The sequence below is a fragment of the Micromonospora sp. NPDC048843 genome (genome assembly GCF_040649965.1).
GTDB classification, from domain to species: domain Bacteria; phylum Actinomycetota; class Actinomycetes; order Mycobacteriales; family Micromonosporaceae; genus Micromonospora; species Micromonospora hortensis.
This window is the reverse complement of sequence record NZ_JBEZGJ010000069.1, coordinates 15,696-35,153: the sequence shown is the minus strand read 5'-3', so window position 1 is coordinate 35,153 and position 19,458 is coordinate 15,696. Positions and strand designations below refer to the sequence as shown.

Annotated in this window: 15 protein-coding genes and 1 pseudogene; 1 reads left to right on the top strand and 15 read right to left on the bottom strand. The window is 70.1% G+C overall.

The features are described from left to right. Positions 1–97: 97 nt before the first annotated feature. A pseudogene (locus AB0C20_RS17750) lies at positions 98–682 on the bottom strand (helix-turn-helix domain-containing protein); the annotation flags it as partial. Between the two features lie 154 nt (positions 683–836). Here AB0C20_RS17750 and AB0C20_RS17745 point away from each other — a divergent pair. Continuing rightward, a complete protein-coding gene (locus AB0C20_RS17745; protein WP_357188833.1) occupies positions 837–2,066 on the top strand; it encodes an MFS transporter in 1,230 nt (409 codons plus the stop codon). Here the strand turns inward: AB0C20_RS17745 and AB0C20_RS17740 are convergent. The 14 genes from AB0C20_RS17740 to AB0C20_RS17675 all read right to left on the bottom strand — a co-directional run bounded on the left by AB0C20_RS17740 (position 2,042) and on the right by AB0C20_RS17675 (position 19,451). After that, a complete protein-coding gene (locus tag AB0C20_RS17740; protein WP_357188831.1) occupies positions 2,042–3,127 on the bottom strand; it encodes a polyprenyl synthetase family protein in 1,086 nt (361 codons plus the stop codon). The two genes, AB0C20_RS17745 and AB0C20_RS17740, sit on opposite strands and share 25 nt — an antisense overlap. Before the next feature lie 90 nt (positions 3,128–3,217). Further along, complete coding sequence (gene nuoN, locus AB0C20_RS17735) at positions 3,218–4,771, bottom strand: NADH-quinone oxidoreductase subunit NuoN (protein WP_210785495.1); 1,554 nt, start codon at positions 4,769–4,771, stop codon at positions 3,218–3,220. A gap of 109 nt (positions 4,772–4,880) precedes the next feature. Continuing rightward, the gene (locus AB0C20_RS17730) at positions 4,881–6,416 is read right to left on the bottom strand and encodes an NADH-quinone oxidoreductase subunit M (protein ID WP_145794932.1); all 1,536 of its coding nucleotides are present in this window, start codon (positions 6,414–6,416) and stop codon (positions 4,881–4,883) included. Positions 6,417–6,480: 64 nt separating this feature from the next. Further along, positions 6,481–8,406: an NADH-quinone oxidoreductase subunit L gene (gene nuoL / locus AB0C20_RS17725; RefSeq protein WP_091395553.1), complete on the bottom strand. Its 1,926-nt coding sequence runs from the start codon at positions 8,404–8,406 to the stop codon at positions 6,481–6,483. Positions 8,407–8,418: 12 nt separating this feature from the next. Next, entirely contained in the window at positions 8,419–8,736 is a 318-nt protein-coding gene (gene nuoK, locus AB0C20_RS17720) for an NADH-quinone oxidoreductase subunit NuoK (RefSeq protein WP_088951135.1), read from the bottom strand. Positions 8,737–8,794: 58 nt separating this feature from the next. Then, positions 8,795–9,565, bottom strand: coding sequence for an NADH-quinone oxidoreductase subunit J (locus AB0C20_RS17715; protein ID WP_357188828.1), 771 nt, complete (start codon positions 9,563–9,565; stop codon positions 8,795–8,797). Further along, positions 9,562–10,203, bottom strand: a complete 642-nt coding sequence (gene nuoI, locus AB0C20_RS17710; protein WP_357568357.1) for an NADH-quinone oxidoreductase subunit NuoI — start codon at positions 10,201–10,203, stop codon at positions 9,562–9,564. The genes AB0C20_RS17715 and nuoI overlap by 4 nt, the downstream gene beginning before the upstream one ends. 1 nt (position 10,204) lies before the next feature. Continuing rightward, positions 10,205–11,557, bottom strand: a complete 1,353-nt coding sequence (gene nuoH / locus AB0C20_RS17705; RefSeq protein ID WP_357188824.1) for an NADH-quinone oxidoreductase subunit NuoH — start codon at positions 11,555–11,557, stop codon at positions 10,205–10,207. Between the two features lie 61 nt (positions 11,558–11,618). Then, on the bottom strand, positions 11,619–14,126 hold the full coding sequence (locus AB0C20_RS17700) for an NADH-quinone oxidoreductase subunit G (protein ID WP_357568356.1): 2,508 nt from the start codon (positions 14,124–14,126) through the stop codon (positions 11,619–11,621). Continuing rightward, complete coding sequence (gene nuoF / locus AB0C20_RS17695) at positions 14,126–15,442, bottom strand: NADH-quinone oxidoreductase subunit NuoF (protein WP_357188820.1); 1,317 nt, start codon at positions 15,440–15,442, stop codon at positions 14,126–14,128. Before nuoF ends, AB0C20_RS17700 begins: the two co-directional genes overlap by 1 nt. Next, positions 15,439–16,665 carry an NADH-quinone oxidoreductase subunit NuoE gene (gene nuoE, locus AB0C20_RS17690; RefSeq protein ID WP_357568355.1) on the bottom strand — a complete coding sequence of 409 codons (1,227 nt, stop codon included), beginning with the start codon at positions 16,663–16,665 and terminating at the stop codon, positions 15,439–15,441. The genes nuoF and nuoE overlap by 4 nt, the downstream gene beginning before the upstream one ends. Before the next feature lie 52 nt (positions 16,666–16,717). Next, a complete protein-coding gene (locus tag AB0C20_RS17685) occupies positions 16,718–18,043 on the bottom strand; it encodes an NADH-quinone oxidoreductase subunit D (RefSeq protein ID WP_210785487.1) in 1,326 nt (441 codons plus the stop codon). Beyond that, positions 18,040–18,777, bottom strand: a complete 738-nt coding sequence (locus AB0C20_RS17680) for an NADH-quinone oxidoreductase subunit C (RefSeq protein ID WP_112620361.1) — start codon at positions 18,775–18,777, stop codon at positions 18,040–18,042. Before AB0C20_RS17680 ends, AB0C20_RS17685 begins: the two co-directional genes overlap by 4 nt. Next, on the bottom strand, positions 18,774–19,451 hold the full coding sequence (locus AB0C20_RS17675) for an NADH-quinone oxidoreductase subunit B (RefSeq protein ID WP_124821345.1): 678 nt from the start codon (positions 19,449–19,451) through the stop codon (positions 18,774–18,776). Before AB0C20_RS17675 ends, AB0C20_RS17680 begins: the two co-directional genes overlap by 4 nt. Between the last annotated feature and the right edge of the window lie 7 nt (positions 19,452–19,458).

Genomic DNA, 19,458 nt, shown 5'->3' with positions numbered 1-19,458 from the left:
GGCGGGCGAGATCGCCACGGCGCTGCGAGCGCAGCTCGACGTCCTGGGCAAGGACTGATCACCGGGCTTTCCGCTCATCTGGCGAGCTGCCCGAGTGCATACCGCGCCGGTCGCCGGCCGCCAGGTCGGCCTCGAAACTCTCGGTCGTGGTCAGCGTGGCGGTGGTGAAGGGGCGCATGCCGTACTCGCGCAGGTAGCGGTAGCGCTGGTCGGTGGTGAGGGTGGCGAGCAACGACTTGCCGAGCGCTGTCGCGTGCGCCCCCTCGTCGAAGCCCGGGACCAGATCCTCCAGGTAGGGCGAGCGGTGACCCTCGGCGACAGCGGTGAGGGCCACCTGACCGCCGACGAACCGACCGAGGTAGTGGCTGTAGCCGGTGTCCAGGGCGGCCCGCCGCAGCGTCTCACCGACCGCCGGCGGGCCCCGGAACGCCGTCACCAGCTCCCGGTACCGGTCGGCCACCTCCAACCCCACGATGTACGTGCCATCCTCGCGACGGATCACGTAGCCCTCGTAGGCGAGGGTGCGGACCAGGTGGTAGGTGGTGGCCACTGTCAGCTCGCAGCGCCGGGCGATCTGCTTGACGGTCAGGCCCTTCGGGGCGCGACCGACCGACTCCAGCACCCGTAGCGCTCGGGACACGCTGCGAATCAGGTCCGAAGGTTCTGCCAAGGGGTCGCGCACAACCACCTCCGCCGCCGGGGACTTACACCATATGAAAAACAGGCCCGGTGCGAAATGCCTGTTCGGGTCGAGGATGCCAGATCACCATCCACAGGTTGTGCCCCGCCGGTCACCAGGAGTGCTGTGAGTGGGGCTCGCGTAGGTTTGCCGAACGATGACCGACACCTCCAACACCCCCGATCCGGCCGTTGCCCGACCCCGTCCGGTCCGGGCCAGCGCTGGCGCAGTCGCCACCACTGTGGCCTGCGTACTCCCCGTCTTCCTGCTCGGCGGTCTCGCCGTGCAGATGGGCACGGACCTCGGCTTCTCGCCGGCCGGCCTGGGCCTGGCCGTCTCCGTCTACTTCGGGGTCAGCGCGCTGGCCTCGGTGCCCTCCGGGCGGTTGGTCGAGCGGTACGGGTCGGCAGTGGTGGCCCGCTGCGGCATCCTGCTGGCCGCCGGGTCGATGCTGGCAGTGGCCGCCTTCGCCCGGTCGTACCCGGTGCTGGTCGGCCTGCTGGCGCTCAGCGCCGCCGCGAACGCGCTCGGCCAGCTGGCCAGCAACGCGGCGCTGGCCCAGCACGTGCCGGCCCGGCGGCAGGGGCTGTCCTTCGGTGTCAAGCAGGCCGCAATCCCGGTCTCCACACTGCTGGCCGGGGTGGCGGTGCCCACCATCGCGCTCACCGCCGGCTGGCGCTGGGCGTTCGTGGCCGCCGCCCTGGCCGCGCTGACGACGCTTGCCGCAGTACCCCGGCAGTTGCCCGGCCTGGCCCGACGGGCCGGCGCCGCGCGCGCCGGGCGGGCGACGGCGGCGCTGGTGGTGATCGGCGCGGCAGCGACATTGGCGTCGGCCGCGGCCAACTCGTTGGGCACCTTCCTGGTGGACTCCGCCGCGGCCCGGGGTCTGTCGCCGGGCCTCGCCGGCCTCACCCTGACCCTGGGCAGCGCGGTCTGCGTGGCGGCTCGGGTGGGCGCCGGCTGGATGGCCGACCGCCGCGAGACCGGCCACGTCGCCCTCATCGCCGCGATGCTGGTCGTCGGCGCGGTCGGGCTGGGCCTGCTCGCGTTGACCGGCTCGGTGCCGTTGGTGGTCGGCGTGGTGCTCGGCTTCGGCCTGGGCTGGGCCTGGCCCGGCCTGATGAACTTCGCCGTGGTCCGGCTCCACCCGCAGTCACCGGCCGCCGCCACCTCGATCACACAGACCGGGGTGTACGCGGGCGGCTGTCTCGGCCCGCTGAGCCTGGGCCCACTCGCCGCCCACCTCGGTTACCCGGTGATGTGGACCATCGCGGCCGTGGCGATGCTGCTCGCCGCCGCCCTCATGCTCGTCGGCAGCCGACTGTTGACCCGCGCCGCCGCCGCAGCGGGCCGGGGCGTGGATCAGCTGGTGCGGTCGGCGATGTAGTCGCAGAGCGACTCGAGCGCGCTGCGGGACGGGCCGTGCGGCAGCGGAGCGAGCTGCGCGCGGGCCTCCTCGGCGTAGCTGCGCACGGTTTCCCGGGCCCGCTTGAGCGCCGGGCTCTCCCGGAGCAGCCCCAACGCCTCGGCGTGCAGCGCGTCGTCGGTCAACGGGCCGGTCGCCAGGATCTCCCGCAGCCGCACCGACGACGCGTCGGAGTCGTCCGCCTCGCGGGCGTAGAGCACCGGCAGCGTCGGGACACCCTCGCGCAGGTCAGTGCCGGGCGTCTTGCCCGACTGCACCGACTCGGAGGCGATGTCCAGCAGGTCGTCGGAGAGCTGGAAGGCGACGCCGATCGTCTCGCCGTACCCGGCGAGGGCCTCGACGTGCTCCGGGGCGGCGCCACCGAACATGCCGCCGAACCGGGCCGACGTGGCGATCAGCGAGCCGGTCTTCTCGGCGATCACGTGCAGGTAGTGGGCCACCGGGTCGTCGTCGGCGCGCGGCCCGACCGTCTCCGCGATCTGGCCGTGCACCAGCCGGGCGAAGGTGCGCGCCTGCAACCGGACCGCCTCGGGGCCCAGGTCGGCGGCGATGTCCGCAGCGCGGGCGAAGAGGTAGTCGCCGACCAGGATGGCGACCGAGTTGGTCCACCGGGAGTTCGCACTCGGCGCGCCCCGACGGACGGCGGCCTCGTCCATCACGTCGTCGTGGTAGAGGGTGGCGAGGTGCGTGAGCTCCATCACCACGGCCGCCGGGACCACCTGTGCACCGGTCGGGTCACCGAACTGGGCGCCGAGCGCCACCAGCAACGGCCGGAAGCGCTTCCCGCCGGCCTCGACGAGGTGCCGGGCGGCCTCGGTGACGAACGGGTCGGCACTGGCGACGCTGGCCCGCAACTCGACCTCGACCGTGTCCAGAAGACCCAGCACGGACGCCTCGACACGAGGATCGGCGAGGTTGAGGCCAAGCGCGCCGAACTGACTCGTGCTCGCCCGACCCCGTCGACCGCCGGAGCCGGAGGCACCTGAACGCTCGCCCGCCGGTTTCACCACGCTATCAACCATGCCACACCCGTTCGACCTGCTCCGGCCCGGGGATACGCACCGGGGGCCGGCACGTGAACACGCGCCGGCCCCCGGTGATCGATCCTTCGGTCATCGAACGAATTCGGCGGCTCCGGCAGCCAGGTCGAGCAGCGGCGCCGGGGCGACACCCAACACCAGGGTCGCCAGCACACCGATCATCAGCGCGGCGGAGGTGAGCCCACCGGGCACCGTGACGGTCGGGGTGGACTCGCCCGGCTCGGAGAGCCACATCATCACCACGACCCGCAGGTACGGGAACGCGAGGATCATGCTCGTCAGCACACCGGCGATCACCAGCCAGGCCTGGCCACCCTCCAGCGCCGGCCCGAAGATGGCGAACTTGCTGGTGAAGCCGCTGGTCAGCGGGATACCGGCGAAGGCCAGCAGGATGAACGTGAACAGCGCGGCGAAGAACGGCGACCGACGGCCCAGCCCGGCCCAGCGGGACAGGTGGGTGGCCTCACCGTCGTCGTCCCGTACCAGCGTCACCACTGCGAACGCGGCCAGCACCGAGAAGCCGTACGCGACCAGGTAGAACATCGTGCCGGCCAGCCCGTCGCGGCTCGGCGCCAACACACCGACCAGCAGGTAGCCGGCGTTGGCGATCGAGGAGTACGCGAGCAGCCGCTTGATGTCGGTCTGGGTGACGGCGAGCACCGCACCCACGAGCATGGTCAGCACCGCCACCGCGCCGAGGACCGGCGTGAAGTCCCAGTTGGCGTCGGCGAACGCGACCTGGAAGACGCGCAGCAGGGCACCGAAGGCGGCGACCTTGGTGCAGGCCGCCATGAATCCGGTGACCGGGGTCGGAGCGCCCTGGTAGACGTCCGGGGTCCAGACGTGGAACGGGGCCGCCGCGGCCTTGAAGAGCAGACCGATGGCGAGCAGCGCCATGCCGGCGAAGAGCAGCACCGGGCTGGCCGGCGACTCGCCCACCGCCGCGTGGATGGTGGCGAAGTCGACGCCGGCCGTCCGGCCCGGGATCCCTGAGGTGAAGCCGTAGATCAGGGCCACGCCGAACAGGAAGAACGCCGAGGCGTACGCGCCGAGCAGGAAGTACTTCATCGCCGCCTCCTGGCTCAGCAGACGCCGGCGACGGGCCAGCGCGCAGAGCAGGTAGAGCGGCAGGGAGAAGACCTCGAGTGCGATGAACATGGTCAGCAGGTCGTTCGCCGCCACGAAGATCAGCATGCCGCCGATCGCGAACGTGGTCAGCGGGTAGACCTCGGTGAGACCGTTGCGCCCCTCGGCCTGCCGCCGGTCGTCGGCCGACTCAGCGGTCACCGCGGCCTGGGCGACGAACGCCCCGCCCCGCTCGACCGAGCGGTCACCGATCAGCAGCAGCGCCATCGCTGCCAGCACCAGGATCGCGCCCTGGAGGAAGAGCGTCGGCCCGTCGATCGCGAGCGCCTGGCCCGCGGTGATGATCCGCTCATCGGCGCTGAGGACCACCATGGTCAGTGCCGCGAGCACAGCGAGCAGCGCCAGCGTCAACTGCACCACGTGCCGCCAGCGACGAGGCACCAGGGCCTCGACCAGCACGCCGAGCAACGCAGTGCCCAGCATGATCAGGATCGGAGAGATCGCCGCGTAGTCGATCGACGGCAGCTTCAACTCGGTCACTGGGCCGACCTTTCGTTCACGACTGCGGAAGCCTTTGCCCGCGACTGCGGGGCTCGCTTCGCTCTCTCCTCGCGCGGGCGGGTGGGGCTCGCAAGCTCACTCCTCGCGCTCACCGGCCTGCCTCCTGGACGGTGCCGCCCACGGACGGCGCCGGGTCGGTTCTGCCGATGTCGTCCATTGTCGCCTGGACGGCGGGGTTGATCACGTCAGTGACCGGCTTGGGGAAGAAGCCGAGCAGCACGATCAGCGCGATCAGCGGGGCGACCACCACCTTCTCGCGCAGGTTGAGGTCCCGGCGCATGCCGTCGACCTCGGTCAGCGCCGGGTTGAGGGTGCCCTGGGTGGTGCGCTGCACCATCCACAGCACGTACGCGGCGGCCAGGATGATGCCGAGCGTGGCGATGACAGCGACCGGCTTGTTCACAGTGAAGGTGCCGATCAGCACCAGGAACTCGGAGATGAACGGCGCCGTGCCGGGCAGCGCCAGCGAGGCGAGACCGGCGAAGAAGAGCACCCCGGCGAGCACCGGGACGAGCTTGCCGGCGCCACCGAAGTCGCTGATCAGCGCCGAACCGCGCCGGGAGATCAGCATGCCCACCACAAGGAAGAGCAGGCCGGTGGCCAACCCGTGGTTGAGCATGTAGAGCACCGCGCCGGTGCCGGCCTGGGTGGTGAAGGCGAAGATGCCCACGCCGATGAAGCCGAAGTGCGCGATCGAGGTGTACGACACCAGGCGCTTGAGGTCGTTCTGGCCGACCGCCAGCAGCGCGGCGTAGACGATGCCGATCACGCCCAGGGCCAGCGCCCACGGCGCGAACCACTTCGACGCCTCGGGGAACAACGGCAGGCAGTAGCGCAGGATGCCGAAGGTGCCGACCTTGTCCAGCACGCCGACGAGCAGCGCCGCCGCGCCCGCCGGGGCGGCGCCACCGGCATCGGGCAACCAGGTGTGGAACGGGAAGAACGGCGCCTTGATGGCGAACGCGAGGAAGAAGCCGAGGAACAGCCACCGCTCGGTGCCGGTGCTGATGTCGACCTGCGAGAGCGCCTGCCAGTCGAAGGTCTTTCCGCCGACCACCCACAGGCCGATCACCGCGGCCAGCATGAACAGACCGCCGACGAGCGAGTAGAGGAAGAACTTCACGGCCGCGTACTGCCGCTGGTGGCCGCCGTAGCTACCGATGAGGAAGTACATCGGCACCAGCATGACCTCGAAGAACACGTAGAACAGGAAGACGTCGGCGGCCGCGAAGACACCGATCATCGTGCACTCGAGGACCAGCAGCAGCGCGAAGTAGACGGGCACCGACCGCTTCGACGACTCGGCGTCGTGCCAGGACGCCAGGATCACCAGCGGCACCAGAACCGCGATCAGCATCAGCATCACCAGCGCGATGCCGTCCGCGGCGAAGGTGAAGCTGACCCCCCAGTTCGGAATCCAGGAGTACGACTCGCGGAACTGGAACCGGTCACCGCCGGCGTTGAAGCTGACCCACATCACCACCGAGAGCACCAGCACGAGCAGCGACCAGGCGAACGCCACCTGCTTGGCCAGCTCCGGGCGGTGGCGCGGCAGGAAGGCCACCACCAGGGCGCCCACCAGCGGCGCCACGGTGAGCACCGAGAGGAACGGGAAGTTGGACATTATGCGGCCTTACCTCCGTCGTGGATGCGTGGTCCGCCGGCGGGGGCGGGCGTATTGAGGTCGATCACGCCAACCACCCCGCCTGCACCGCAAGGAACGCCGCCATCACCAGCAGCGCACCGGCCAGGATCGAGGTGGCGTACGAGCGGACGAAGCCGGTCTGCATCCGACGGAGGCGACCCGAGCCCCCGCCGACCGCTGCGGCGAGCCCGTTGACGAGCCCGTCGATGCCCCGGTTGTCGAGGTACACCAGCGCCCGGGTGAGGAAGATGCCCGGCTTCTCGAAGACCGCCTCGTTGACCGTGTCGGTGTAGAGGTTGCGCCGGGCGGCGGTGACCAGCACCCCGGCCGGCTGCGGCGCGGTCGCCGTGCCTGCTCGGAACAGGAACCAGGCGAGCCCGGCACCGAGCACGGTGACCAGCAGCGACAGGATGGTGATCACGGTGTGCGAGAGGACCGCCGCGTGCTCCGCGTGCTCGCCGCCCAGCCCGGCGGTCTCCGTCAGCCAGTCCGGAACGGACGTGGCGAGCAGGAAGCCGGCGCCGACCGACCCGACCGCCAGCAGGATCAGCGGGATGGTCATCAGCTTCGGCGACTCGTGCGGGTGCTCGATGTCCTCGGTCCACCGCTGTGGCCCGTGGAACGTGAGCACGAACAGCCGCGTCATGTAGAACGCGGTGAGCCCGGCGCCGAGCAGTGCCGCACCGCCGAAGAGCCAGGCGGTCCAGTCCTCCCGCTCGAAGGCGGCCACGATGATCGGCTCCTTGGAGAAGAAGCCGGAGAAGGGGAACATGCCGATGATGGCCAGCCAGCCCATCATGAAGGTCAACCAGGTGATCTTCATGTACTTGGACAGCCCACCGAAGCGGCGGATGTCGACCTGGTCCTTCATTCCGTGCATGACCGAGCCGGCGCCCAGGAACATGTTGGCCTTGAAGAAGCCGTGCGCCAACAGGTGCACGATGGCCAGCGCGTACGCCGCGCCGCCGAGGCCGACACCGAGGAACATGTAGCCGATCTGGCTCACCGTCGACCAGGCGAGCACCCGCTTGATGTCGTCCTTGGCCGCACCGATGATGCAGCCGATCAACAGGGTGAGCGCGCCGACGCTGACCACCACTAGTTGCAGCGTCGAGTTGGCCGAGAAGATCGGGTTGGACCGGGCGATCAGGTAGACGCCCGCGGTGACCATGGTGGCGGCGTGGATGAGCGCCGACACCGGGGTCGGGCCCTCCATCGCGTCCGGCAACCACGCCTGGAGCGGGAACTGGCCGGACTTGCCGGCGGCCCCGAGCAGCAGCAACAGGCCGAGGACCAGCACCGTGGTGCCGGTCAGCGCGCCGACGCCGTTGAACACCTCGTCGTACTGGGTGGTGCCCAGGGTGGCGAACATGATGAAGATGCCGATGGCCAGGCCAGCGTCGCCGACCCGGTTCATCAGGAACGCCTTCTTGCCGGCGGTGGCCGCGCTCGGCCGCTCCGTCCAGAAGGAGATCAGCAGGTACGACGCCAGACCGACGCCCTCCCAGCCGAAGTACAGCATCACGTAGTTGTTGCCGAGCACCAGCAGGAGCATCGCGGCGACGAACAGGTTGAAGTACGCGAAGAACCGACGACGGCCCGCGTCGTGCGACATGTACTCCACCGCGTACAGGTGGATCAGGAAACCCACCCCGGTGATCAGCAGCACGAAGACAGCGGCCAGCGGGTCGAAGAGCAGGCCGAAGTCGACGCGCAGGTCACCGACAGCGATGAAGTCCCAGAGGCTCAGCTCGACCGACTTGTTCTCCAGGCCACGCAGCTGGAAGAAGAAGCTCAGGCCGAGCACGAACGCGGCGCCGATGGCGGCGACGCCCAACCAGTGCCCCCAGCGGTCGGCCCGGCGGCCGAGCAGCAGCAGGATGGCCGCGCTGACCAGCGGGATCGCCACCAGCAGCCAGACGCCACCAAGCAGCCCCGTGGCCTGGGCGTATTCCACAGTCTCTTCCACCGGTGGACCCCTCTAGTACTTGAGCAGGTTGGCGTCGTCGACACTCGCCGAGCGTCGCGTCCGGAAGATGGACATGATGATCGCGAGCCCGACCACGACCTCGGCCGCCGCCACCACCATCACGAAGAACGCCATGATCTGGCCGTTGAGGTCACCGTTGATCCGGCTGAAGGTGACCAGCGTCAGGTTGGCCGCGTTGAGCATCAGCTCCACGCACATGAACAGCACGATCGCGTTGCGCCGGATCAGTACTCCGGCGGCGCCGATGGTGAACAGCACCGCGGCGAGCACGAGGTAGTAGGTCGGCTCGACCGAGAAGAACGTTCCCATTACTTGGTTTGCCTTCCGTTCGCGACTGCGGGGCTCCGCTCCGCTGCACTCCTCGCGCTCACCGGTCCGTACCCTTCAGGGCCGTCTCCTCGGCGGTCAGCTCGCGCTGCGGAAGGATCGCCGGGGTGCTGCGGTCGGTCAGGCGGCCGTCGGGCAGCCGGGCCGGGGTGGCCACCGAGGAGGAGGTCGCGAAGACGCCGGGGCCCGGCTTCGGGCCGGGGTAGTTGCCCGGGGCGAAGCGTGCCTTCATCGTCGACACCTGGTCGACCTTGTCCTGCTTACGCCGCTCGACGTGGGCCAGCACCATGGCACCGACCGCCGCGGTGATCAGCAGCGCCGAGGTCAGCTCGAACGCGAAGACGTACTTGGTGAACAGCAGCCGGGCGATGCCTTGCACGTTCCCCTCGGCGTTGACCTGGTCCAGACCGGCAGTGTTGGTCCGGTCCAGCGCCTGGTAGAGGCCGGTGCCGACCAGGCCGGCGAAGCCCAGGCCGAGCACGATCGCCGCGACGCGCTGGCCGCGCAGCGTCTCGATCAGCGAGTCGGTGGAGTCCCGACCGACAAGCATCAGCACGAAGAGGAACAGCATCATGATGGCGCCGGTGTAGACGATGATCTGCACCATGCCGATGAACGGGCCGGCCTGGAGCACGTAGAACACGCCCAGGCAGAGCATTGTCAGCACCAGCCACAGCGCCGAGTGCACGGCGTTGCGCGCGGCCACCATCCCGATCCCGCCGATCAGCGCGAGCGGGGCGAGGATCCAGAAGGTGACCGCCTCGCCGGTGGGGACCGAACCCGCCGCGGCGAGCACCGTAGACGTGGTCATGCTTCCTCTCCCTTGCCGGCCGCCACGCGCTGGGCGGCCTGCTCGGCGCCCGGGAACGTCACGCCGGGGTGCTCCTCGACCTGGTAGCGGCCGGGGCCCATCGGGGACGTCTCCGCACCGGCGGAGGTGCCCGGGTTGTCCAGCGCGCCGACGTAGTAGTCCTTCTCGCTGTCACCCAGCCGCATCGGGTGCGGAGGCTTCTCCATGCCCTCCAGCAACGGAGCGAGCAACTGCTCCTTGGTGAAGATCAGGTCCTGCCGGTTGTCCCGGGCCAACTCGTACTCGTTGCTCATGGTGAGCGACCGGGTCGGGCAGGCCTCGATGCACAGCCCGCAGAAGATGCAGCGGGCGTAGTTGATCTGGTAGATGCTGGCGTACCGCTCACCCGGCGAGAAGCGCTCCTCGTCGGTGTTGTCGCCACCCTCGACGTAGATCGCGTCCGCCGGGCAGGCCCAGGCGCACAGCTCGCAGCCGATGCACTTCTCCAGGCCGTCCGGGTGCCGGTTGAGGATGTGCCGCCCGTGGTAGCGCGGCGCCGACACCGGCGGCTTGAACGGGTAGTCGGTCGTGACGACCTTCCTGAACATGTGCGAGAAGGTGACACCGAATCCCTTGAACGTTCCGGTGATCGCGCCCACGTCACACCTCCCTGGAGTCCGAGCCGGCAACGATGTTGGCCGGCTCCCGCTCGGCGACCACGCGCGTGATGCGCGGGCTCGGTGGTACCTGAAGATCCATCGGTGGCAGCGGGAAGCTCCCGTGCGGCCGGTTGTCGACCTGTTCCTGCGTCGTCGGCTTCGGCTTCGGGCGCCGACTGGGCCAGAAGATCGTGACCAGCAGCAGGATGCCGGCCGGGACGCCGACGGCGATCACCTTGCCGCGGGTGTCCCAGTCCTCGATGGAGCGCAGGCCCGAGAGGACCAGGATCCAGGCCAGGTTGATCGGCAGCAGCACCTTCCAGCCGAGCCGCATGAACTGGTCGTACCGCAGCCGGGGCAGCGTGCCACGCAACCACACGAAGACGAAGACCAGGGCGATCACCTTGCCGAAGAACCAGAGCATCGGCCACCAACCGGAGTTGGCGCCCTCCCAGATGGTGATCGGCCAGGGTGCCCGCCATCCGCCCAGGAACAGCGTGGTGGTGACCGCTGACATGGTCACCATCGCGACGTACTCGCTGAGCATGAAGAGCGCGAACTTCAGCGAGCTGTATTCCGTCATGAAGCCGGCGACCAGCTCGGACTCGGCCTCGGGCAGGTCGAACGGTGCCCGGTTGGTCTCACCCACTGTGGCGATGAAGAAGATGATGAAGCTCGGCAGCAGCAGGATCGCGTACCAGCCCGGCGCCGGGATGGTCTGGCCGAAGACGGTCAGCTGGGTGCCGTCGCCCTGAGCGGCGACGATCCCGCTGGTGCTCATCGTGCCGGCGGTCATGAAGACCGCCACGATGCTGAGCCCCATGGCGACCTCGTAGGAGATCATCTGGGCGCTCGACCGGAGACCACCCAGCAGCGGGTACGTCGAGCCGGAGGCCCAGCCACCCAGCACGATGCCGTAGACGCCCATCGAGGAGCAGGCGAGCAGCAGCAGCACCGCCACCGGCACATCGGTGACCTGCAACGGCGTGTGGTGACCGAAGATGCTCACCATCGGGCCGAACGGCACCACCGACAGGGCGGTGACCGCGCAGATCACCGAGATGGTCGGGGCGAAGAAGTAGACGACCTTGTCGGCCGCCTTCGGGAGGATGTCCTCCTTGAAGGCCATCTTCAGGCCGTCGGCGAGGGTCTGCAGCAGGCCGAACGGGCCGACCTGGTTGGGGCCGGGCCGCACCTGCATGTAACCGACCACGCGCCGTTCGAACCAGACACCGAGCAGGGTGGCCAGCAGACCGAAGGCGAACGCGAAGACAATCTTGCCGAGAACCAGCCACCACGGATCCCGGCCGAAGTCGGCCAGCGTCGGATCCTGGGCGAGGAAGGACGGACTCACTGTGCCCACCTTTCGTTCGCGACTGCGGGGCTCACTCGCTGCGCTCGTTCACTCCTCGCGCTCACTGGTTACCCCCGGAGTTGAGGAGCGGACCCGGGAGACCGGTCTCGTCGGCCGCCACGCGTCCGGCCGGGATGGCCGTACTCGGTGCGGGGACGGAGATCCGGACGACCGCGCCGGACGTCGCCCCGAGGCTGCGCCGCACTGTCGAGCCGGGTGAGTTGGTCGGCAGCCAGACCACGCCGTCCGGCATCTCGGTGAGTTCCGCCGGCAGGGTCAGTGCCCCCCGGTCGGTGCCGACAGTGACCGCGTCACCGTCGACCACACCGAGCGCCTCGGCGGTGCCCTTACCCAACCGGACCACCGGCGGACGGGCGGTCCCGGCGAGGTTCTCGTCGCCCTCGGTCAGGGTGCCGAGGTCCACCAGCTGGTGCCAGGTGGCCAGCACGGCCTCCCCGGCGTTCGGCTGCGGCACCCGGCCCGGCGCGACCGACGGCGCGGCCGGGCGAGACATCCGCGTCGCCGGCAGCGTGCCCAGCTCACGACGCACGCTCAGCACGTCGGCAGTGCCGAGGCGTACGTCGAGCAACGCGGCCAGCGCGTCGAGCACCCGGCCGTCGGTCATCGCGGCGGTGGTCAGCACCGCCTCGAACGGGCGCAGCCGGCCTTCCCAGTCCAGGAAGCTTCCGGCCTTCTCGGCCACCGGCGCGATCGGCAGCACCACGTTCGCCCGCCGGGTCACCGCGCTGGCGCGCAGCTCGAGGCTGACCAGGAACGGCACCGCGTCCAGGGCGGACTCGGCCAGTCGCGGGTCGGCCAGGTCGGCCGGGTCGACACCGCCGACGACAAGCGCGCCGAGCTGCCCGTTGGCGGCCGCGGTCAGGATGCCGTCGGTGTCCCGCCCGGCCTGGCTCGGAATCACCCCGGCCGGGATGTCCCACGCCTCACCCAGCTCGGCCCGGGCGGCCGGCTCGGTCACCAGGCGTCCACCGGGGAGCAGGTTGGGCAGGCAGCCCGCGTCGACAGCGCCGCGGTCACCAGCGCGCCGCGGCACCCAGGCCAACTTCGCGCCGGTACGCCGGGCCACGTCGGCCGCGGCGGAGAGCCCACCCGGCACTGTGGCCAGCCGCTCGCCGACGATCAGGATCGCGCCCGGTGCGCTCAGCGCCTCGCTGACGGTGGCGTGCTCGGCGAGCACGCTGGCCTCCTCGCCCGGCACCACCCGGGCCAGCTTGGCACCGAGCTTCTCCAGGCCGCGAGTGGCGAAGGGTGCCAGCGCGTACACCGTCAGGGTCTTCTTCAGGTACGCCTTGCGCAGCCGCAGGAAGAGGATCGGGCACTCCTCCTCCGGCTCCAGGCCCACCAGCACCACCGCCGGCGCGTTCTCCACGTCGGTGTAGGTGACGTCGGTGACCCCGGCGACCGAACTGGCCAGGAAGTCGGCCTCCTCGCGGGAGACCGGGCGGGCCCGGAAGTCGATGTCGTTGGTGTTCAGCGCGACCCGGGCGAACTTGGCGTAGGCGTACGCGTCCTCGACGGTCAGCCGACCACCGGTGAGCACCGCGGTGCCCTGCCCGCTCTCCCGGGCGATGTGCAGCCCCTCGGCGGCGACGGTGAGCGCCTCACTCCAGGACGCCTCGCGCAGCTCACCGGTGTGCTCGTCGCGGACCAGCGGAGTGGTCAGCCGGTCGGCGGCCCGGGTGTACTGGAAGCCCCAGCGGCCCTTGTCGCAGTTCCACTCCTCGTTCACAGCGGGCTCGTCGCCGGCCAGCCGTCGCAGCACCTTGCCACGCCGCCAGTCGGTGCGCTGCCCGCAGCCGGCCGAGCAGTGCTCGCAGACGCTCGGGCTGGAGACCAGGTCGAACGGGCGGGCGCGGAAGCGGTACTGCGCACCGGTCAGCGCACCCACCGGGCAGATCTGCACAGTGTTGCCGGAGAAGTACGAGTTGAACGGTACGTCGCCGGCGTCGCCCTCCTCGCCGTACGCGTCGTCCCGGTAGATGTTGATTTCCTCGGCGGACGACCGGCCCATCAGGTCGATGAACTTGTCGCCGGCGATCTCCTCGGAGAACCGGGTGCACCGCTGGCAGAGCACGCACCGCTCGCGGTCGAGCAGCACCTGGCTGCTGATCGCCATCGGCTTCTCGTACTCCCGCTTGTGCTCGTGGAAGCGCGAGTCGGTGCGGCCGGTGGACATCGCCTGGTTCTGGAGCGGGCACTCGCCGCCCTTGTCACACATCGGGCAGTCCAGCGGGTGGTTGAGCAGCAGCAGCTCCATCACCCCCTCCTGCGCCTTCTTGGCCACCGGGGAGGTGATCTGGGTACGCACGACCATGCCGTCGGCGACGGCCTGGGTGCAGGAGGCGACCGGCTTGCGCTGCCCCTCCACCTCGACCAGGCACTGCCGGCACGCGCCGGCCGGGGCCAGCAGCGGGTGGTCGCAGAACCGGGGGATCTCGGTGCCCATCTGCTCGGCGACCCGGATCAGCAGCGTCCCCTTGGGGGCGGTGACCTCGACGCCGTCGATGGTGAGGGTGACGGTCTCGGTCTGCTTGGCTACGTCGGTCATCAGTGCGCCCCTACCAGGGTCTTCTCCGACAGCTTGGGTGCGGTCCGACCCTCGATGTAGTCGAGGTAGTCCTGCTTGAAGTACTGCAGCGAGGAGGTCACCGAGCTGGTCGCGCCGTCACCCAGGCCGCAGAACGAGCGGCCGAGGATGTTGTCGCAGGTGTCCAGCAGGGTGTCCAGGTCTTCGTGGGTGCCCTGACCGGCGAGGATCCGCCGGTAGACCCGGACCATCCAGTAGTTGCCCTCACGGCACGGGGTGCACTTGCCGCACGACTCGTGGTGGTAGAACTCCAGCCACCGGTACGTCGCGTAGACCGGGCAGTCCTGGTCGGAGAAGATCTGGGTGGCAGTGGTGCCGAGGATCGAGCCGGCCGCCGCCACCCCCTCGAAGTCCAGTGGCACGTCCAGGTGCTCGGCGGCGAGCAGCGGGGTGGACGAGCCGCCCGGGGTCCAGAACCGCAGGTTGTGGCCGGGCTGCATGCCACCGGCCAGCTCCAGCAGCTCGCGCAGCGTGACACCCATCGAGCACTCGTACTGGCCCGGGTTGGCGACCCGGCCGGACAGCGAGTAGATCATCGGCCCGGAGGACTTCTCGGTGCCCATGCTCTTCCACCAGTCGGCCCCACCGAGCACGATCGGCGGCACGCTGGCGATGGTGCCGACGTTGTTCACCACAGTCGGGCTCGCGTACAGGCCGTGGGTGGCCGGGAACGGCGGGCGCAGCCGGGGCTGACCCCGGAACCCCTCCAGCGAGTCCAGCAGCGCCGTCTCCTCGCCGCAGATGTACGCCCCGGCGCCGGAGTGCACCACCAGCTCCAGGTCGTAGCCGCTGCGCAGGATGTTCCGGCCCAGGTAACCCTTGTCGTACGCCTCCTGGACCGCGTTGCGCAGCCGGCGCGCGGCGTGCACCGCCTCGCCCCGGATGTAGATGTAGGCGCGAGCGGCCCGGATCGCGTACGACGCGATGATGACGCCCTCGACCAGCGCGTGCGGGTCGTGGGTCATCAGCGGCAGGTCCTTGCAGGTGCCCGGCTCGCCCTCGTCGGCGTTGACCACCAGGTAGTGCGGCTTACCGTCGCCCTGTGGGATGAAGCCCCACTTGAGGCCTGTGGGGAAGCCGGCGCCGCCTCGGCCCCGCAGCCCGGAATCCTTGATCAACTGGATCAGGTCGTCCGGGTGCGCCTTGAGCGCCTTGCGCAGCGCGGCGTAGCCGTCCAACTGCTCGTACGTGCCGATGCGCCAGGCGTCCGGCGACAGCCAGCGCTTGGTCAGCACCGGCGTCAGCTTGGCCACGGTCTCCGGGCGGGGAGTGGTCACTTCTGGGCCCCCGTTTCGTTCGCGTCCGCCGGTCCGGCGCCGTCGGCGTCCGTGCCAGCCTTCGCTTCGGTGAGGTTGCGCTCCTGCGCCCCGGCTTCGTCGCCGGCGGGCTTGCCGTCGCCGGCCGGCGCGTTGGCCGCCACACCGGCGGCCTCGGCCGCCCGTGCGTCGCCAGCCTCGGGCGCGGTGCCGGTGCCGTCCGTCGGGACCTTGGTGCCGGGGGCGTCCGGCACCGCGGTGCCCGCGTCCGGCTGCCGGGTCTCGGCGGTACGCACCTGCGGCGACTTGTCGTCCGGTGCCTTGACGTCCCGCGTGGTGCTGCCACTAGCCTCTGCCGGCTTCGCCGGCCCGGTGGCCTCTGCCGGCTTCGCCGGCCCGGTGGCCTCTGCCGGCTTCGCCGGCTCGGCGACCCCGGCCGCCCCCGTCGGGGCGGACGCCCCGTCGCCACCCTTGACCGGCGCCGCGCTGGCCTCGACGGGCGCCGGCTTGGCGGCCTCGGCCTTCGCCTTAGCCTCGGCGGCGGCCTTGTCGGCCTCGGCCTTGCTGCGGATCGGGGTGTTCGGGTCGAAGCCCGGCACCGAGACGCCGTGCTGCTGGGCCAGCCGCAGCCCACGCAGGGTGGGCTCGCCCGGCCCGCCGTCGGCGACCGCACCATCGCGCTCGTCGGCGAAACCGGCGAGCTGCACCGCCATCTCCTTGAGGGTGCAGAGCCGCGCGCCCCGGGTCGGCATCGGCCGACCGCCGGCCCGCAGCTCGTCCACCACACCGACAGCGGTGGAGGAGTCCACGCCGTCGAAGAAGTCGTAGTTGACGGTCATCACCGGGCCGTAGTCGCACGCCGCCAGGCACTCGGCGTGCTCCAGCGTGATCGTGCCGTCCGCTGTGGTTTCGTCGTGCCCGACGCCCAGGTGCTCGGCGAGGGTGTCGTAGACCTCCTGGCCACCGAGCACGTTGCACATCGTGTTGGTGCAGACGCTGACCAGGAAGTCACCGGTCGGCTTGCGCTTGTACATCGTGTAGAAGGTGGCCACCGCGCCGACCTGGGCCTTGTTCAGGCCCAGCACCTCGGCGCAGAACGCGACCCCGGCCGGGGAGACGTACCCCTCTTCGGCCTGCACCAGGTGCAGCAGCGGCAGCAACGCCGAGCGGGACCGGTCCGCCGGGTAACGGGCGATGATGTCGCGCGCCCGCTCCCGGGTCTCGTCAGTGAAAGTCGTCGTCATCAGAGCCGCCTTCCGTTCGCGACTGCGGGGCTCGCAAGCTCACTCCTCGCACTCACCGGTCACACCCACCCATCACCGGGTCCAACGAGGCGCCGCCGGCGATCACGTCGGCGATCAGACCGCCCTCGGCCATCGCCGGGAGGGCCTGCAGGTTGACGAAGCTCGGCTCCCGGTAGTGCACCCGGTAGGGCCGGGTGCCACCGTCGGAGACCGCGTGGACGCCCAGCTCGCCGCGGGGCGCCTCGATGGCGACGTACACCTGGCCGGGCGGGACCCGGAAGCCCTCGGTCACCAGCTTGAAGTGGTGGATCAGCGACTCCATCGACTGACCCATGATCTTCGCGACGTGCTCCAGCGAGTTGCCCATGCCGTCCACGCCGATGGCGAGCTGCGCCGGCCAGGCGATCTTGCGGTCGGCGACCATCACCGGGCCCGGACGGAGCCGGTCCAGCGCCTGCTCGACCAGCTTCATCGACTCCCGGATCTCGGCGAGCCGGACCTGGTAGCGACCCCACACGTCACCGTCGGGGTGGGTCGGCACGTCGAACTCGTACGTCTCGTAACCGCAGTACGGCATGGTCTTGCGCAGGTCCCAGGCGAGGCCGGCGGAGCGCAGCACGGGACCGGTGATGCCGAGCGCCACGCAGCCGGTGACGTCCAGCACCGCGACGTTCTTCGTCCGCTCGGTCCAGATCGGCTGGCCGGAGAGGAGGTCCTCGTACTCCTTGAGCTTCTTCGGCATCATCTTGAGGAACTCGCGGATCTTGACGATCGCGTCGTCCGGCACGTCCTGTGCCACACCGCCCGGCCGCACGTACGCGTGGTTCATCCGCAGGCCGGTGATGGTCTCGAAGATGTCGAGGATGTACTCCCGCTCGCGGAAGCCGTACAGCATGATCGAGATCGCGCCCAGCTCCATGCCGGTGGTGGCCAGCCAGACCAGGTGCGACGAGATCCGGTTGAGCTCCATCATCAGCACACGGATGGTGGTGGCCCGCTCGGTGATGTCGTCGGTGATGCCGAGCAGCTTCTCGACCGCGAGGGCGTACGCCGTCTCGTTGAAGATCGGGGCGAGGTAGTCCATCCGGGTCACGAACGTCGAACCCTGGACCCAGTTGCGGTATTCGAGGTTCTTCTCGATGCCGGTGTGCAGGTAGCCGATGACCGAGCGGGCCTCGCGGACCGTCTCGCCCTCCAACTCCAGGATCAGCCGCAGCACCCCGTGCGTGGACGGGTGCTGCGGACCCATGTTGACAACGATCCGCTCGTCGTTGATCGGGTCGGTGCCCGAGACGATCGTGTCCCAGTCCCCACCGGTGACGGTGAAGACCCGACCCTCGTCGGTCTCGCGCTCGCTCGCGTAGTTCGACGTCGTCACTGGTACGACCTCCGCTCGTTCGGCGGCTGGATCTCCGCGCCCTTGTACTCGACGGGCACACCGCCGAGCGGGTAGTCCTTGCGCTGCGGGTGGCCCTCCCAGTCGTCCGGCATGAGGATCCGGGTCAGGTTGGGGTGGCCGTCGAAGACGATGCCGAACATGTCGTACGCCTCGCGCTCCTGCCAGTCCGCCGTCGGGTAGATGGCGGTCACGCTGGGCAGGTGCGGGGCCTCGACGGAGACCGCGGCCTCCAGCCGGACCCGCCGCCGGTACGTCATCGAGGTGAGCAGGTAGACCACGTGCAGCCGGCGTTCGTCGGCGCCCAGGTAGTCCGCACCGGACACCGACGAGCACAGCTCGAACCGCAGCGCCAGGTCGTCCCGCATCACCTGGCACACCTCGGCGATCCGCTCCGGGCGTACGTGCAGGGTCAGCTCACCCCGGTCGACAACCACCTTCTCGATCGCGTCGTTGAAGGCCGGGTACGCCTCCTCCAGCGCGTCGCGGACCTCGTCGAAGTAGCCCCCGTACGGCCGGGACGCCTCCTCGATGGGCTGGCGCTGGCGGACCAGGCCGCCGTAGCCGGACACGTCGCCGGTGCCCTGGTTGCCGAACATCCCGCGACCGGCCGGGCTGGCCGGCGGGAACTCGGCGGGGGCGCCACTGGTGGCACCGGCCGGCACCACAGGCAGCGGTACGCCGCCGTCGTTTGGCTTGTCCGTGGGTGACGTCATTTCGGGCCTGCCTGCGGGTGGAGGTGGTTCTGAGCGTTCATCCAGTTCTCGATGCGCAGCTGCTCCTCGCGGCCCTCGCGGACCGCCCGGGTCCACTCGGCGCGCCGGGCCTTGTCGCTGCGGTACGAGGAGGGCATCGAGCCGTAGGGCACGATCGGAACGTCACCGCGCTCCTGGCGGGCCGCCAGCATCTTGCGGCCGTTCGGGCCCAGCGGCTCATACATGATCTTCTCGCGGAGCTTGAGGATCGCGTCGATGAGCATCTCCGGCCGGGGCGGGCAGCCGGGCAGGTACATGTCGACAGGCACGACGTGGTCGACGCCCTGCACGATCGCGTAGTTGTTGAACATGCCACCGCTGCTGGCGCAGACGCCCATCGAGAGCACCCAGCGCGGCTCGGCCATCTGGTCGTAGATCTGGCGCAGCACCGGGGCCATCTTCTGACTCACCCGGCCGGCCACGATCATCAGGTCGGCCTGCCGGGGCGACGCCCGGAAGACCTCCATGCCCCAGCGGCCCATGTCGTAGTGCGGACCACCGGCGGCCATCATCTCGATGGCGCAGCAGGCCAGGCCGAAGGTGGCGCCCCACACGGACGACTTCCGAGACCAGTTGACCAGCTTCTCCACCGAGGTGAGCAGGACGCCGGCGGGAAGCTTCTCCTCGATGCCCATCTGACGT